Annotated in this window: 12 protein-coding genes and 1 tRNA gene; 5 read left to right on the top strand and 8 right to left on the bottom strand. The window is 68.4% G+C overall.

The window, feature by feature from the left end; all coding sequences use genetic code 11:
* The first annotated feature begins 8 nt into the window (after nucleotides 1-8).
* Complete coding sequence (gene ffh, locus RQP53_RS17850) at nucleotides 9-1,394, top strand: signal recognition particle protein (protein ID WP_315652036.1); 1,386 nt, start codon at nucleotides 9-11, stop codon at nucleotides 1,392-1,394.
* Between the two features lie 405 nt (nucleotides 1,395-1,799).
* On the opposite strand, the gene RQP53_RS17845 is transcribed toward ffh, so the two are convergent.
* Nucleotides 1,800-3,182, bottom strand: coding sequence for a 3-oxoacyl-ACP reductase (locus RQP53_RS17845; protein WP_315652035.1), 1,383 nt, complete (start codon nucleotides 3,180-3,182; stop codon nucleotides 1,800-1,802).
* A 91-nt stretch (nucleotides 3,183-3,273) separates the two neighbouring features.
* On the opposite strand from RQP53_RS17845, the gene RQP53_RS17840 reads away from it, so the two are divergent.
* Nucleotides 3,274-4,554: an acetyl-CoA C-acetyltransferase gene (locus tag RQP53_RS17840; RefSeq protein ID WP_315652034.1), complete on the top strand. Its 1,281-nt coding sequence runs from the start codon at nucleotides 3,274-3,276 to the stop codon at nucleotides 4,552-4,554.
* A gap of 60 nt (nucleotides 4,555-4,614) precedes the next feature.
* Here the strand turns inward: RQP53_RS17840 and ftsY are convergent, their stop codons facing one another.
* Nucleotides 4,615-5,871, bottom strand: a complete 1,257-nt coding sequence (ftsY, locus tag RQP53_RS17835) for a signal recognition particle-docking protein FtsY (protein ID WP_315652033.1) — start codon at nucleotides 5,869-5,871, stop codon at nucleotides 4,615-4,617.
* A 175-nt stretch (nucleotides 5,872-6,046) separates the two neighbouring features.
* On the opposite strand from ftsY, the gene RQP53_RS17830 reads away from it, so the two are divergent.
* The 3 genes from RQP53_RS17830 to RQP53_RS17820 all read left to right on the top strand — a co-directional run bounded on the left by RQP53_RS17830 (nucleotide 6,047) and on the right by RQP53_RS17820 (nucleotide 8,822).
* Nucleotides 6,047-6,123: transfer RNA gene (locus RQP53_RS17830), tRNA-Met, on the top strand.
* 177 nt (nucleotides 6,124-6,300) lie between these two features.
* Nucleotides 6,301-6,810, top strand: coding sequence for a hypothetical protein (locus RQP53_RS17825; protein ID WP_315652032.1), 510 nt, complete (start codon nucleotides 6,301-6,303; stop codon nucleotides 6,808-6,810).
* Between the two features lie 8 nt (nucleotides 6,811-6,818).
* The gene (locus RQP53_RS17820; RefSeq protein ID WP_315652031.1) at nucleotides 6,819-8,822 is read left to right on the top strand and encodes an alkaline phosphatase; all 2,004 of its coding nucleotides are present in this window, start codon (nucleotides 6,819-6,821) and stop codon (nucleotides 8,820-8,822) included.
* Between the two features lie 63 nt (nucleotides 8,823-8,885).
* Here the strand turns inward: RQP53_RS17820 and RQP53_RS17815 are convergent, their stop codons facing one another.
* From RQP53_RS17815 to RQP53_RS17790, 6 genes are read right to left on the bottom strand one after another with little or no spacing between them, the layout of a single operon-like run.
* Nucleotides 8,886-9,923, bottom strand: coding sequence for an ABC transporter ATP-binding protein (locus tag RQP53_RS17815; protein WP_315652030.1), 1,038 nt, complete (start codon nucleotides 9,921-9,923; stop codon nucleotides 8,886-8,888).
* A complete protein-coding gene (locus tag RQP53_RS17810) occupies nucleotides 9,893-10,681 on the bottom strand; it encodes an ABC transporter permease subunit (RefSeq protein ID WP_315652029.1) in 789 nt (262 codons plus the stop codon). Before RQP53_RS17810 ends, RQP53_RS17815 begins: the two co-directional genes overlap by 31 nt.
* Before the next feature lie 22 nt (nucleotides 10,682-10,703).
* Entirely contained in the window at nucleotides 10,704-11,537 is an 834-nt protein-coding gene (locus RQP53_RS17805) for a hypothetical protein (RefSeq protein WP_315652028.1), read from the bottom strand.
* Complete coding sequence (locus RQP53_RS17800) at nucleotides 11,534-12,343, bottom strand: alkaline phosphatase family protein (protein WP_315652027.1); 810 nt, start codon at nucleotides 12,341-12,343, stop codon at nucleotides 11,534-11,536. Before RQP53_RS17800 ends, RQP53_RS17805 begins: the two co-directional genes overlap by 4 nt.
* Nucleotides 12,340-13,407 (bottom strand): ABC transporter substrate-binding protein, encoded by a 1,068-nt coding sequence (locus RQP53_RS17795; protein WP_315652026.1) that lies wholly within the window; start codon nucleotides 13,405-13,407, stop codon nucleotides 12,340-12,342. Before RQP53_RS17795 ends, RQP53_RS17800 begins: the two co-directional genes overlap by 4 nt.
* A 4-nt stretch (nucleotides 13,408-13,411) precedes the next feature.
* Nucleotides 13,412-14,593 (bottom strand): alkaline phosphatase D family protein, encoded by a 1,182-nt coding sequence (locus RQP53_RS17790; RefSeq protein ID WP_315652025.1) that lies wholly within the window; start codon nucleotides 14,591-14,593, stop codon nucleotides 13,412-13,414.
* Nucleotides 14,594-14,608: the final 15 nt, after the last annotated feature.

Genomic DNA, 14,608 nt, shown 5'->3' with positions numbered 1-14,608 from the left:
AACCCTCGATGGCATCCACCCTGACCGACCGCCTGAGCCAGCTCGTGAAAACGATGCGTGGCCAGGCCCGCATCACCGAAAGCAATGTGCAGGACATGTTGCGCGAAGTGCGCATGGCCCTGCTGGAGGCCGACGTGGCCCTGCCCGTCGTGCGCGACTTCATCGCCCGCGTCAAGGAAAAGGCGCTGGGCACCGAGGTGGTGGGTTCGCTGAACCCCGGCCAGGTGCTGGTCTCCATCGTCCACAAGGAACTCGCCGCCACCATGGGCGAGGGCATTGCCGACATCAATCTCGCCGCGCAGCCGCCGGCAGTGATCCTGATGGCCGGCCTGCAGGGCGCCGGTAAGACGACGACCACCGCCAAGCTGACCAAGCACCTGATCGAGAAGCGCAAGAAAAAGGTGCTGACCGTCTCGGCCGACGTCTACCGCCCCGCCGCCATCGAACAGCTCAAGACCGTCACCGCCCAGGCCGGCGGCGAATGGTTTGCCTCCAGCCCCGATCAGAAGCCGCACGACATCGCGCTGGCCGCGATAGACTACGCCAAGAAGCATTACTTCGATGTGCTGCTGGTCGACACCGCCGGCCGCCTGGCCATCGACGAAGCGTTGATGGCCGAGATCCGCGATCTGCACGCGACGCTGAACCCGGTCGAAACCCTGTTCGTCGTTGACGCGATGCAGGGCCAGGATGCGATCAACACGGCCAAGGCCTTCAAGGAAGCCCTGCCGCTGACCGGCGTAATCCTGACCAAGCTCGATGGCGATTCACGTGGTGGTGCCGCGCTGTCGGTGCGCCAGATCACCGGTGCGCCGATCAAGTTCGCCGGCACCTCGGAAAAGATCGACGGCCTGGAGGTCTTCGATGCCGAACGCCATGCCGGCCGCGTGCTGGGCATGGGCGATATCGTCGCCCTGGTCGAGGAAGTGACCAAGGGCGTTGACATGGCCGCCGCCGAGAAGCTGGCCAACAAGCTCAAGACCGGCGACGGCTTCGATCTGAACGACTTCCTGGCCCAGATCTCCTCGATGAAGAAGATGGGCGGCCTATCCAGCCTGATGGACAAGCTGCCGACCCAGATGGCCGCCAAGGCCGGCCAGGCCGATATGGACCGGGCCGAGCGCGATATGAAGCGCATGGAAGGCATCCTCAACGCCATGACCGCCAAGGAACGCGCCCAGCCGGCCCTGCTGATGGACGGCAAGAGCAAGGCCAGCCGCAAGCGCCGCATCGCCGCCGGTGCCGGCGTGCAGATCCAGGAGGTCAACCGCCTCCTGAATCAGTACGACCAGATGCAGTCGATGATGAAAAAGATGAGCGGCGGTGGGCTGTTCAAGATGATGAAGAAGATGGGCGGGCTCAAGGGCATGAAGGGGATGATGGGGGGTATGTAATGTGCCCCCGGCTCGCGGGTACGCGAGCCACCCCCTTGGGGAAGGTCTGCATAAGTCGGCGTGGGCCGTGGTTGAGAGAAAAGGTGCGGCCACGTAGGCGCGCTGCGAAGGTCGGGCTGGTGGCCCGACAGCCGAGCAGCGCAACACCCGTGGGGGCCCCTTTTCTCTCAACCCGCAGGGCAAGCACCAGCCAAGCCCTGCCGGTGTTGCGAGACTTGCGCAGGCCACCAGCCTGAGCTGCGTCTCGCGCCTAGGCAGGCCTAGGCTGGTGCTTGCCACGACCCACGCCGACTTATGCAGACCTTCCTTTGGGGTGAAGTCAGTGCGGGGCGGTGGCCCCGGCGCTGGCTTCCTCGGCGCCTCGCCTTGGGGCGGCCCGGCGGCGGGCGCGGCCTGGATCCGCCCTCATGCGCCCAACAAGGCCTGCCCGCAGACGCGCAGCGTCTGCCCCGTCACGCCAAGCGATTCCGGCAGCGCCAGAAAGGCGACGGCCTCGGCCACATCGCGTGGCTGGCCGCCCTGTGCCAGCGCATTCATACGCCGCCCGGCCTCGCGGATCAGCAGCGGAATGCGCCGTGTCATCTCGGTCTCGATAAAGCCCGGTGCCACCGCATTGACACTGATGCCGCGTGGTGCCAGCAACGCCGCGCGTGCCGCCACGTAGCCGATCAAAGCCGCCTTGCTGGTCGCGTAATTGGTCTGGCCCAGATTGCCGGCGATGCCGCTGATCGAGGACAGGCAGATCTCGCGGCCTCCCTCGTTCAAGAGCCCACCCGCATCCAGCGCCGCGTCGATGCTGAGAATGGCCTGAAGATTGACGGCCATCACCTGCTGCCATTCGGCCTCGCTCATCTTCAGCAGGGTACGGTCGCGGGTGATGCCGGCGTTGTGCACCAGCACATCCAGGCCGCGGCCTTGGGCGCACAGCCAATCGCAGAGTGCCGCCGGCGCCTGCGCCGTGCTGATGTCCAGGGTCAGCGCCTCGCCATTCAGGCGCCGCGCCAGCGCCTGCAGCGGCTCGGCCGCAGCGGGCACGTCTACACACAGCACCCGCGCGCCCTCCTCGGCCAGACGCTCCGCCGTGGCGGCGCCCAGGCCACGCGCCGCCCCGGTGACCAGCGCCAGGCGGCCTGCCAGGCGCGGCGCGGCGAGGGGCTCCGCCACACCGCCCGGCAATGCAGCGCTGAGCGCCAGCACCCGGCCCGACACATAGGCGCTGCGCCGGCTGCAAAAGAAACGCAGCGGCCCGAGCAGCCGATCAGCGGCTTGCCCGTCGGCCCATCGCGGCAGCTGCAGTGCATTGGCGGTGGCGGCCAGCCGGCCCACCTCCTTGGCCAGGCTGCGCACAAAGCCTTCGATGGCGCGCGCCACAGCGGCCGCTTCGGCAGAGCCGGCATCGGCCGGGTCTGGCGCCAAGACCAGCAGCCGCGCATGCGGCGCGAGCTGGCGCAGCACCGGGCCGAAGAAGCCGCGCAAGCCGGCCAGTGCGGCCACATCGCAGCAGCCGGTGGCGTCCAGCACCGCCAGTTCGATGCGCTCTTGCGTGGACCACACCGGGCCCGGTTTCAGGCTCGCTCCCAAGGCCTGCAGCGCCGCCCTTGCCGCATCGCCCGCATGGCCACCGGGCAGCGTGCCCCAGGCCACGGCGCGGCCGGCCAGCTCGTCGCTGCGGTAGCCGCCGGCCTCACGGCGCAGTGGGCGCGGGCTGGGCAGGCCCAGCGCCCGGATCAGCGGGCCACTGAAACGGCCAGCAGCCAGGCGCAGCAAGGTGTCGTGTGCATCGGTCATCGTGAATTCCTTCAGGGCGATACTGAACTGGTCAACCGTCCTGCTCATTAAAATTCGCGGCTCCCCATCAGCCGCCACCAAGGACACGCCCATGCTGACCGGAACCGTACGCAGGGTCGCCATTGTGGCGGCCAACCGCACGCCGTTTGCGCGCTCCAACACCGCCTATTTCGAGCTGAGCAATCTGCGCATGTTGAGCGATGTGCTGCAGGGCCTGGTGCAAAAGACCGGGCTGCAGGGGCAGCGCCTGGGCGAGGTTGTTGGTGGCGCGGTGATGAAGCATTCGCGCGACTGGAATCTGGTGCGCGAAGCGACGCTGGCGAGCGGCCTTGACCCGGCCACACCGGCCTTTGATGTGCAGCATGCCTGCGGCACCGGCCTGGAAGCCGCCATCCTGGTGGCCAACAAGATCGCGCTCGGCCAGATCGAGGCCGGCATCGCCTGCGGCACCGACACCACCTCGGACGCCCCCATCGCCGTCAACCGCGGCCTGCAGCGCGCGCTGATGCGCGTGAACGCGGCGCGCAGCACCGGTGCGCGGCTGGCCGCTGCGTTGCAGCTGCTCAAGCCCGGCCATCTGAAACCCGAGTTCCCGGTGAATGCCGAGCCCAGCACCGGCCAATCGATGGGCCAGCACGCGCAGCTGACCGCCGACCGCTACCGCATCGGCCGCCGCGAGCAGGACGAACTGGCCCTGGCCAGCCACCAGAATCTGGCCCGCGCCTACGAGCAAGGCTTCTTCAAAGACCTGGTGATGCCTTATCACGGCCTGGAGCGCGACAACAATCTGCGCCCCGACTCCACGCTGGAGAAGCTCGGCAAGCTGCCCGGTGCCTTCGCCAAGGGCGGCAGCATCTCAGCGGCCAACGCTTCGCCGCTCACCGACGGCGCCTCCGCCGTGCTGCTGGCCTCGGAAGACTTCGCCCAGCGCCATGGCCTGCCCATCCTGGCCTACTTCGCGGCGGCTGAAACCGCGGCGGTGGACTTCCGCGACGAGCGCGAAGGCCTCTTGATGGCGCCGGCCTATGCGGTGTCAAGAATGCTGGATCGCCACGGCCTCGCGCTGCAGGACTTTGACTTCTACGAAATCCACGAGGCCTTCGCCGCCGTGGTGCTGTGCACGCTGGCGGCCTGGGAATCGGCCGAGTTCTGCCGCGAGCGCCTGGGCCGCAGCGCGCCGCTGGGCGCGATTGATCGCAGCAAGCTCAACGTCCGCGGCAGCTCGGTCGCGGCCGGCCATCCCTTCGCCGCCACCGGCGGCCGGGTGCTCGCCACCTTGGCCAAGACGCTGGCCGAAGCCGGCCGTGGCCGCGGCTTGATCTCGATCTGCGCGGCCGGCGGCCAGGGCGTGACCGCAATTCTGGAACGCTGAAACGCCGAAGGGCGCGACCATCAAGCCGCGCCCTTCGTTCGTTAGCGCCTTGCGCGGTCTTTACTCCAGCAAGGCCTGCGCAAACTCGCGCGCGTTGAAGGTCTGCAGGTCTTCGAGCTTTTCGCCCACGCCGATGAAGTACACCGGGATCGCCCGCTCGCGCGCGATGGCGGCCAACACGCCGCCCTTGGCCGTGCCGTCGAGCTTGGTGACGATCAGGCCGGTCAGGCCCAGCGCATCGTCAAAGGCCTTGACCTGGGACAGCGCGTTCTGCCCCGTATTGCCGTCAACGACCAGCAGCACCTGATGCGGCGCATCGGCCTGGGCCTTGCCGATCACCCGCTTGATCTTCTTCAGCTCTTCCATCAAATGCAGCTGGGTCGGCAGGCGGCCGGCGGTGTCGGCAATCACCACATCGCAGCCACGCGCACGGCCGGCCGTGACGGCATCAAAGGTCACGGCCGAGGGATCACCGCCCTCCTGGCTGACGATCTCCACCCGTGTGCGATCGGCCCAGACCGACAGCTGCTCGCGCGCTGCGGCACGGAAGGTATCGGCCGCGGCCAGCAGCACTTTCTGATCGGCATCGGCCAGATGGCGGGTCAGCTTGCCAATGCTGGTCGTCTTGCCGGCGCCGTTGACGCCCACCACCATCATCACCGTCGGCGTGTGCTCACCAACGGCCAAGCCCTTCTCCAGCGGGCGCAGCAACTCGGTCAGCGACACGACCAGCATGCCACGCACGGCCGTCGGATCAGTGGCCTTGGCCTCCTTGACGCGCCGCTTCAGATCCTCCAGCAGGTACTCGGTCGCCTTGACGCCGGCATCGGCCATCAGCAGCGCCGCTTCGAGCTCTTCGTAGAGTGCATCGTCAATGCGGGTGCCGGTGAAGACCTGGGCGATGCTGGAACCGGTCTTGCGCAGGCCCTGGCGCAGCTTGTCCAGCCAGCTCTTGCGCGGCGCCTCGGCGACCGGGGCGGGGACTGGTGTAGCGACAGGCGCGGCAGCGGGGACTGGAGCAGTTGCTGCCACCGGCTGCGGTGCTGCCGGCGCCTTGACGGCGGCGCTCGCTGCAGATGCCGGGGCAGCGACCGCTGCAGCCACCGGCTCAGGCGCCGACACCGGCGCCGCCTCGCTCACGCCTTGAGCGGCAGCGACGGGCGGCTCGGCAGGCAGCGTCACTGCAGCCGGCATGACCGGCGGCGTGGCGGGCGGAGGCACGGGCGCCCCTGCCTGCGGCAGGTCCACCGCGGCCACCGGCGCAGGCGTCTCGGCCGCCTTGCCACCACCAAACTTTTTCTTGAAGAAACTGAACATGCTGCTCGACTGTGCTGTGCGATCACCCGACCGCGGCGGGGCTTGGCGACGCACAAGCCCCGGGAGATGCTGAGGGTAGCGCCGGCAAAAAACCGGGGCCCCATCGACGCGAAAAACTTTTCTCGCCGAAACGCTTGCATTGTCTCCGAAAAGCTCGTTAGAATAGAGGGCTTGAGGCGCTTTAGCTCAGCCGGTTAGAGCGACGGAATCATAATCCGCAGGTCCGGGGTTCGAATCCCTGAAGCGCCACCAAATACGAGAAACCCGCTATCGCAAGGTAGCGGGTTTTTTCTATTTCCGCGGCCAGGAATTCGACCACTCCGACCACTCGTGTAGGCCCCGCAGCCTTGCGCCCTACACATGCCTGTCACCAGCCCCTGTCAGCATCACTGACCCTGCCAAGCTGGCGGCTGTTGTACGGAATTCATCTTGCTCCCCTCCTCCTTCGCCCGCGGTCTGGCCCGAGCGGCTGGCGTGCTGCTCCTGTCAGGCGCAGCCTTGCTGGCCAACTCGGCGCCGCTTGAACCGCCGAGCGCCACGCCCCAGGAACTGAAGTTCCGCGATTTCTTCAAGCTGCCCATTGGCCCGGCCGGGCTGGAGCCGACGGCGCGCTTGCTGGCGCTGGACGGTCAGACGGTGCGGCTGCTGGCTTACATCGTGCGGCAAAACGCCGAGGACGCCATTCCCGGCCTCGTGCTGCTGGCCCCGCTGCCGGTGACGCTGGGCGATGAGGACGAGCGCTATGCCGACGATCTGCCGGCCAGCGTGGTCTATGCCCATCTGCCGGCCGAATACGCCGCCCACCCCCTGCCGCATCGGCCTGGCCTGGTGGCCGTCAGCGGCCGGCTGGAGCTGGGCTCAGCGGCGGAAGCCGATGGCCGCCGTTCGGCCGTGCGCCTCTTTCTTGATGCGGCCAGCGCCGCTGCACTGCAACCTTGATGATCGCCGTGAACCCCTCCTTCCGCCTCGCCCCTCTGACGGCCAGCCTGCTGCTGACCGCCCTGTTCAGCGCCTCGGCGCTGGCCGCGCCACAGATCAGCCGGCTGACGCCGCCGAGCGAGCTGTTCGCCTCGGGCAATCCGAACCCGCCCTATATCGCCCGCTTCCTGCCCGGCCAGCGCTTTGATCTGCAGGCCACCGTGCGGCTCGATGAAGGCCAGACGCTGGCCAACTTCGAGTTCAGTGTTGACGGCAAGCCGGTGCAGGCTGCGGCGGCAACACGCAGCATCGTCACCACCGGCCTCTCGCTGCCTGCGGGCACGAATGCGGCGGTGCTCAACCAGCGCGCCTTCTCGCTGAACACGCCGGGTGTGCACAAGCTCACCGTCACCGCCACGCAGAGCGATGGTCAGCGCGTCACGGCCGAGGGCAATTTCGAGATCGTGGCGCTGCAGCGCGGCGGCCAGCCGGTCAAGAACGTGATCATCCTGCTGGGCGACGGCATGGGCGCCACCCACCGCACGGCGGCGCGCATCATCGGCCGTGGCTATGCGCAGGGCAAGGCGATGTCGGCACTGGCGATGGACACGGCGCCCTTCACCGGCCTGGTGATGACTTCCTCGCTCGATGGCATCGTGACCGACTCGGCGCCCGGCATGTCCAACTACGTGACCGGCAACAAGGCCAACAACAACCAGGAAGGGGTGTTCCCCGACGACACGCTGGACGCCTTTGACAACCCGCGCGTCGAAAACCTGGCCGAGTTCCTGCATCGCACCCAGGGCAAGTCGCTGGGTGTGGTGACCACCGCCGACGTGTTCGACGCCACGCCGGCCGCGATGGCCGTGCACACCTCCGACCGCGGCCGCGGTACCGGCATCGTCGATCAGTTTCTCGACGACAGACACCTCACCGGCCTGCGCGTGCTGCTCGGCGGCGGCCGCAAATGGTTCCTGCCCAATGGCGATGCGCTCAAGCCCGATGGCTCGCGCGCCGGCCAGGCGCTGAACGGCTCGCAGCGCGATCGCAAGAGCGACTACCTGCTGCCCGCCGACATCGTCGCCGGCTGGGGCGCCAGTGCCGGTGCGCTGGACCCGCAGCGCGATCTGCTGCAGGACTTCCGCCAGGCCGGCTTTGCCTATGCGCCCGACCGCGCCAGCCTCGCCGAGGCCGCCCGTGCCGACAGGCTGCTGGGCCTGTTCGCCTACTCGAACATGAACGTGGCTTTCGACAAGATAGCCAAGCGCCGCGGCAGCTCGACCATCGTCGACGACTACGGCTTCCCCGACCAGCCGATGCTGGACGAGATGGCCAGCGCCGCGCTGCAGGTGCTGTCGCGCAACAAGAAGGGCTTTGTCGCACTGATCGAGGGCGCCTCGATCGACAAGCAGGCCCATCTGATGGACACCGACCGCTGGCTGCTCGAAGTGATCGAGTTCGACCGCGCGGTGCAGGTGGCCAAGGACTTCGCCGCCCGCCATCCGGACACGCTGGTCATCGTCACCGCCGACCATGAATGCTCGGGCGCGGCCATCATCGGCGCCTCGACGCGCACGGTCGATCAGATGCGCGCCGCCACCGCCACACCCACCGCGGCCGCGCTGCGCGACCAGCAGGTGGGCACCTACCAGGCCTCGCGCTTCCCCAAGTACACGATCGCGGCCGATGGCTATCCGCAAAGCACCGACGTCGACTTCAAGATGCTGATCGGCTATGGCGCCAATGCCGACCGCTATGAAAACTGGCTGGCCCACCCGACGCCCACCCAGGACAGCCAGCAGCCCTTCTACAAGCAGGCGCCGCAAAGCAGCTACCCGGCCAACCCGACGCTGCGCAATGCCGGCAGCGGCTACCTCGTCAGCGGCCAGGTGCCGGGCGACCAGGCGGTGCACACGGCCACCGATGTGCCGCTGTCGGCCTTTGGCCGTGGCGCCCGCGCCTTCACCGGCGTGATGGACAACACCGATGTGTTCTTCAAGATCGGCCAGGCAGTGCTGGGCGGCGTGCGCTGAGTCGTAACCTCCCAGCAAAAAGGGCAGACCGCGGTCTGCCCTTTGTCTTTCAAGGCCTTGAACTCAGTCGGCCAGATACTGCATCGCGGCCAGCGGCAGGCCCAGCTGCAGCCAGTCGCCCACGGCCGGCAGCGGCTCGTGATGCTCGCGCCACAGCTGCAGGCTCTCACCACCCTCGCCGCGCAGCTGGACGCTGATGCGCTGCTGGCCGATATAGCAGGCCTCGACCTGGGCGCGCAACACACAATGCTCGCCACTGCCGGGGGCCAGGTCTTGCGGGCGCAGCGCAGCGATGGGTGCGATCCAGCTGCCGCCATCGCGGCGCAGCGGCTCCGCCAGCTGGCGGGCATCAAACTGGTTGAAGGCACCGAGGAAGTCGGCCACGCGCCGTGTCGCCGGGCGCTGCCACAGCGTCAGCGGCGCACTGCATTGCTCGATGCGGCCATCGAACATCACGGCCACCTGATCGGCCAGCTCGAAGGCCTCCTCGCGGTCGTGGGTGACCACCAGGCAGGTCTGGCCCAGCGACTGCTGCAGGCGCCGGAACGAACGGCGCAGCGGCACGCGGAAGGATTCATCGAGCGCCGAAAAAGGCTCGTCCATCAGCAGCAGCGAGGGCTTGCGGGCCAAGGCCCGGGCCAGAGCCACACGCTGGCGCTGGCCGCCGGAGAGCTGGCCGGGCAGCTTCTGCGCATGGGCCTGCAGCTCGACCAGCTCCAGCAGCTCGGCCGCCCGCGCCTCGGCTTCGGCCTGGCTGTGGCCCTCGGCCAGCACGCCGAACTTGATGTTCTCGCGCACGGAGAGATTCGGGAACAGCGCGTAATGCTGGAACACCACGCCCACGCCGCGCTGCTGCGGCGTCAGCCGCGTCACATCGCGCCCGCTGATGCAGACCACGCCCTGGTCCAGGCCCGCCAGGCCGGCGATCACGCGCAGCAAGGTGGTCTTGCCGCAGCCCGAACCGCCCAGCAGGGCGAGCAGCTCGCCCTTGCGGATCTGCAGGTCGACGCCCTTCAGCACCTGGCGGCCGCTGTGCTTGTCGCCCAGGCGCAGCTGTGCGCCGCTGACGCTCAACGCGACGCCGGCTTCTTGCTCTTCCATCCCATCACTCCCTGCAGCGCCCCGCCCAGCAGGGCGACAACGGCAAAACTCAGCACGATCAGTGCGGCGGACTGGTGTCCGTTGACATTGCGCATGCTGTTCATCAACGGCTGCAGCAGCTCCACCGTGCCGCCCAGCAGCAGATTGGCAATCGCGAATTCCATCGCCGCCGTCACCCAGCACAGCAGCAGCGCGCTGATCAAGGTGGGCAGCAAGAGCGGCAGCAGCACCAGGCGCAGCGTGCGGCCATCGCTGGCGCCCAGCGTCCGGCCAGCTTCCAGCAGCGCCGGCGCATCGAGCTGCTCAAAGGCCGCGCCGATGGCCTTGTGCACCAGCGGAAACAGCAGCGGCGTGACGACGCCGATATAGACCCAGCGCACATCCAGCCAGGCGCCCCAGCGGCCCACGAATAGCTCCAACGCGCCGATGGCAATCACCACCGGCGGAATCGCATAGGGCAGCAGCGCCAGCGCATCGAGCAGGGCCAGCAGCCGCGGCGCAGCCAGCCGCGCCAGCAGGCTGGCCGGCGTGCCGAGCAGCAGCGCCAGCAAGGCGCTGGCCAGCGACAGGGCGAGCGTGTTGATCACCGCGGCCTGGCTGCGCGCATCGCCGAGCAGTTCCAGCAGCCAGTGCAGCGTGGCGCCCTCGGGCAGCAGGCTGCGATCCCAGCGCTCGCTGAAGCCATAGAGCAGCACCGCCAACGGCGGCAGGCAGGCCAGCAGCAGGAGCAGCAGCAGCGCAAGGCGTGAAGGCTTCATGAGTGACTTCATCCGCCGCCCCTCAGCCCTGCGTCCGGCGCCAGCGCGCCGCCAGCCAGCGGCTGCCGGCGATCACCAGCACCAGCATCAAAAACATCAGGAGCGCCAGCAGCGAGGACAGCTCGGGCTGGGCAAAGATGTCGCCGCTGACCAGCGCCGCCACCCGCACCGCCAGCACATTGGCCGCCGTGCCGGATAGCGCAAACGGCGTCGCGTAGGCGGCCGCCGCGTTGGCGAACAGCAGGCTGCCCACCTCCAGCAGCGCCGGCGCCAGCACCGGCAGGCCGACCCGGCGCCAGAACAGCCGGGGGCCCGCACCCAGCGTGGCCGCCGCTTCCTGCAGGCCGCTGCCACCGCTCACCAAGGCCTGCACCGGCGACAGCAGCAGCAAACAGGCCAGCGGCAGCTGGAAGCACAGATAGGCCAAAAGCAGGCCGGAATTGCGGTAGAGATCAAAGGGCAGCCCATCGGCGCCGACCAGCAGCGTCACCACGCCCTGGGCGCCAAACAGCAGCGTTAGGGCCAGGGCCAGCGGCACACCGGCAAAGTTGGCCGCCAGGCTGGCCAGCATGGTCGCCGGGCCGCGCCAGCGCGGCAGCTCGGCCACGGCGATGGCCGCGCCCAGCCCCAATATCAGCGCCAGCGCGGTGGACAGCGCCGAGATCCAGACGGTGTTCCACAGGGCCATCAGGTAGTAGTCGTCGGCCAGCAACTCCTGCGTGGCGCAGGCACTGCCCTGCAGGCACTGGCGCAACAGATCGGCACTGCGCCAGGCAAAGGGCAGCAGCACGGCCAGTGCCACCAGCAGCAGCAAGGGCAGCGCAGCCCAGCGGGCATGGCGCGGGTTGAGCGTCATGCCGGCGCGCCCAGCAGCTGCGTCAGCGCAAAGTCACGCAGGCCCAGCTGGCTGGCCGGCAGCACGGCCTCTGGCGCTGCCGGCACGCAGGGCAGCCAGACCAGCGGCACCTCGCGCTCGACGGCCAGGCTGCCGCCATGCATATGGTCGGCGTTCATGCCGTGGTCGCTGGTCAGCAGCAGGTCGTAGCCGGCCGCCTGCCAGCGCGGAATCACCAGCGCCAGCAGCATGTCCAGCTTGCGTGCGGCCATCGCATAGGCACTGGATTCGCCGCCGTGCACATGGCCGGCATGGTCCAGGCCCATCGGGTGGACGAAGAGCAGATTGGGCGCATGCTGCTGGCGCAAGGCCTCGGCATCGGCGAGCAGGTGCGAGTCCGGGTATTCGTCTTCGTAATACCAGGCGGCGCCAGGCACGTTCAAGGCGGGCAGCGCGGCGTGGCGATGGCGCAGCGGATCGAACACCTCGCCGGCCAGCAGCTCGTAGAACCAGTGGTAGGCAGCGATGCAGCTGCTGCGGCCGGCGGCGGCCAGCGCGTCGAAGATCGACGTGCCGCAGCGCAGGCCCGGCTGCATATTGCTGACGATGCCATGCTCCAGCGGCGTGCGGCCGTTGATCACCGTGGCATAGAGCGGCCGCGACAGGCTGGGCAGCTCGCAGCTCAGCGTGCGCCATTGCGCCCGGCCGGCCTCGCGCTGCGCCTGCAGATAGCCCATGTAGTCGCGTGCGGTGTCGGCGCGCAGGCCATCCACCAGCACGACGACGAGCTTGCGCTCGGCAGGCTGCGCTGCCGCTGCCCCGCTCATTGCGCGGCTCCCACCACCTCACGCTGCCAGGCCCGCGGCAGCTTCTTCACTTCCTCGGTCCACAGCGCCGGGCGCAGCGCGCGGGCCGCCTGGTACTGGCTGCTGTCGACCAGCTTCTTCTTCAGCTCCTCGGGCAGCTTGATCTGGTCCACGCGAATCGGCCGGGCGTTGCCGCGCGCCAGATTGATCTGGCCCGCGTCACTGAACAGGTATTCGCGGGCCAGCATCGCGGCATTCGGATGCGGCGCGTTCTTGTTGATGATGGTGGTGTAGCCGCTGGTGATCGAGCCATCGGAGGGGATCAGCACCTCGTAATCGGCCGCATTGGGCAGCTTGTCGCGGTAGCTCAAGCCATTGAAATCCCAGAGCAGGAACACATCGGCCTCGCCGCGCTCCATCAGCGCCGGCGCCGGATTGGTGGTGATCAGCCGGCGCTGCTTGGCCAGCTGCGCAAAGGCCGCCAGCGCCGGCTGCAGCCGGGTTTCGTCACCACCCAGGGCGATGGCAGCGGCCAGCACCGCCGCGTTGGCCTGCGAGGCGCGGCCGACCTCGCCGATCAGCACCCGGTAGTTGCCGGCAAACAAGGCCTTCCAGCTGCGCGGCACGCTGGCCACCCGCTTGGTGTTGACGGCAAACGCAATCGTGCCGGTGTAGGCCAGCGCCCAATGGCCCTCGGCGTCCTTGGCCCAGTCGGGGATCTGCGCCCAGGTCGAGGGCTTGTAGGCCCGCGTGATGCCACGCGACTTGGCAATGGCACCGAACTCAAAGCCGACATCGCCGAGATCCACCGTCGCATTGCTGCGTTCGGCTTCGATCTTGGCGATTTCCTCGGCGCTGCTCATATCGGTATCGACATGGGCCAGGCCGTAGAGCCGCTTCAGATCGGCCCACTGGCCGCGCCAGTTGGCCCAGTCGTCGGGCATGCCCACGGTGGCCAGCTTGCCCTCGGCGCGGGCGCCGCGCTCCAGCTCGGCCAGGGTCTGCGCCGATGCCAACTGCGGGGTCAGCAACGGGGTCAGGCCCAGGGCGGCCAGCAGCAACAGTCGTCGTGTGCAAGCAATCATCAAATCAACCTTTCTTGGCCGCCTGCTCGGCGGGGAATTTCAGGGCACTCAGCGCCAGCGTCTGGCTCAGGCGCTGGCGGCCTTCAACATCGCAAATGCTCAGCCGCAGCTGCGATTCGCTGCCACCGAGCTCGATATCGACCAGGCCAAAATTGCGCTCGGCCAGCACGGCGCTGCGGCGTTGGCTGTTCGGTGTGGGAATCTCCCAGACCTCGGTGAGCCCGCTGGAGGTGATGTCCCACAGCGGGTAGGCCGCGCCCTGCTCCCAGCTGGACAGTTCAGCGTAATGCATATCGCCGCTGAGAAAGACCACGCCCTCGGCCCGCGTGTCGGCAATCAGCCGCAGCAGGCGCTGGCGTTCCAGCGGGAAATTGGTCCAGCCCTCCCAACCGCTGCCTTCGGCGGCGAACTGCACGCTGGAGCCGATCAGGCGCACATCGGCCGGCTCGCGCAGCTGCTGCTCCAGCCAGGCCCATTGCTCGGCGCCGAGCAAGGTGGCGGCCGGATCGGGGTTGGGCACATACCAGCCCTTCATCGGCTTGCCGCTGCGCTGGGCACGCTGCACCATCGCGTGGTAGCTCTCCTGCAGCGCCGGGTCGGCGACCAGGGGGCTGCGATTGAAGCGCAGGTCCAGCATGATCAGCTGCACCGTCTTGCCCGCGCACTTGAAGCGATAGCTCTCGTAGATGCCGCTGCGGCTGCGCCGTGGCGAATCGGCCGGTTCGGCCCATTCATCGCAGAACAGCTGTTGCGAGAGGCGGCGCAGCGCGTAATCGGCACCGACATCGTCGTCGCCAAAGTCGTGGTCATCCCAGATGGCCAGATGGGGCGTGGCGCGACGGAAGTCCTGCAAGGGCTTGACCGCGCGGAATTCGGCATAGCGCTGGCGCAGCGTGGCCTCATCGCGGGCATCGGCGTAGAAGTTGTCGCCGAGGAAGAGGAAGAGATCCGGCTTCTTGGCGGCGATCGCCTGCCAGATCGGTTGCGGTTTGTCTTGCCGGGCGCAGGAGCCGAAAGCGATGCGCAGCCGCGGCGCACTCGGCTCGACCAGCCCCGGCTGGCGCGATGCTGCCCGGGCCGGGCCGGCGAAGCCGGCGGCCGTCAGGGCCACGCTTGGCGCCAGGCTGGAGGCCAGGCCTGAGGCCATCAGCTGGCGGCGCGTGTTGTTCTTGGGTATAGCAGTCATCAAGCAACTCGAAAC

Origin of the sequence: Roseateles aquae, from assembly GCF_032337115.1 — a bacterium.
GTDB classification, from domain to species: Bacteria; Pseudomonadota; Gammaproteobacteria; order Burkholderiales; family Burkholderiaceae_C; genus Roseateles_C; species Roseateles_C aquae.
The sequence above is the reverse complement of the archived record's forward strand: the minus strand, read 5'-3'. Positions and strand labels throughout refer to the sequence as shown.

What these genes read in the sequence shown, in the direction of transcription:
- RQP53_RS17805 (WP_315652028.1), bottom strand. Translation starts at nt 11,537, where the DNA reads ATGACGCTCAACCCGCGCCATGCCCGCTGGGCTGCGCTGCCCTTGCTG.
- RQP53_RS17790 (WP_315652025.1), bottom strand. Translation starts at nt 14,593, where the DNA reads ATGACTGCTATACCCAAGAACAACACGCGCCGCCAGCTGATGGCCTCA.
- RQP53_RS17840 (WP_315652034.1), top strand. Translation starts at nt 3,274, where the DNA reads ATGCTGACCGGAACCGTACGCAGGGTCGCCATTGTGGCGGCCAACCGC.
- RQP53_RS17845 (WP_315652035.1), bottom strand. Translation starts at nt 3,182, where the DNA reads ATGACCGATGCACACGACACCTTGCTGCGCCTGGCTGCTGGCCGTTTC.
- RQP53_RS17795 (WP_315652026.1), bottom strand. Translation starts at nt 13,407, where the DNA reads ATGATTGCTTGCACACGACGACTGTTGCTGCTGGCCGCCCTGGGCCTG.
- RQP53_RS17800 (WP_315652027.1), bottom strand. Translation starts at nt 12,343, where the DNA reads ATGAGCGGGGCAGCGGCAGCGCAGCCTGCCGAGCGCAAGCTCGTCGTC.
- RQP53_RS17810 (WP_315652029.1), bottom strand. Translation starts at nt 10,681, where the DNA reads ATGAAGCCTTCACGCCTTGCGCTGCTGCTGCTCCTGCTGCTGGCCTGC.
- ffh (WP_315652036.1), top strand. Translation starts at nt 9, where the DNA reads ATGGCATCCACCCTGACCGACCGCCTGAGCCAGCTCGTGAAAACGATG.
- RQP53_RS17815 (WP_315652030.1), bottom strand. Translation starts at nt 9,923, where the DNA reads ATGGAAGAGCAAGAAGCCGGCGTCGCGTTGAGCGTCAGCGGCGCACAG.
- ftsY (WP_315652033.1), bottom strand. Translation starts at nt 5,871, where the DNA reads ATGTTCAGTTTCTTCAAGAAAAAGTTTGGTGGTGGCAAGGCGGCCGAG.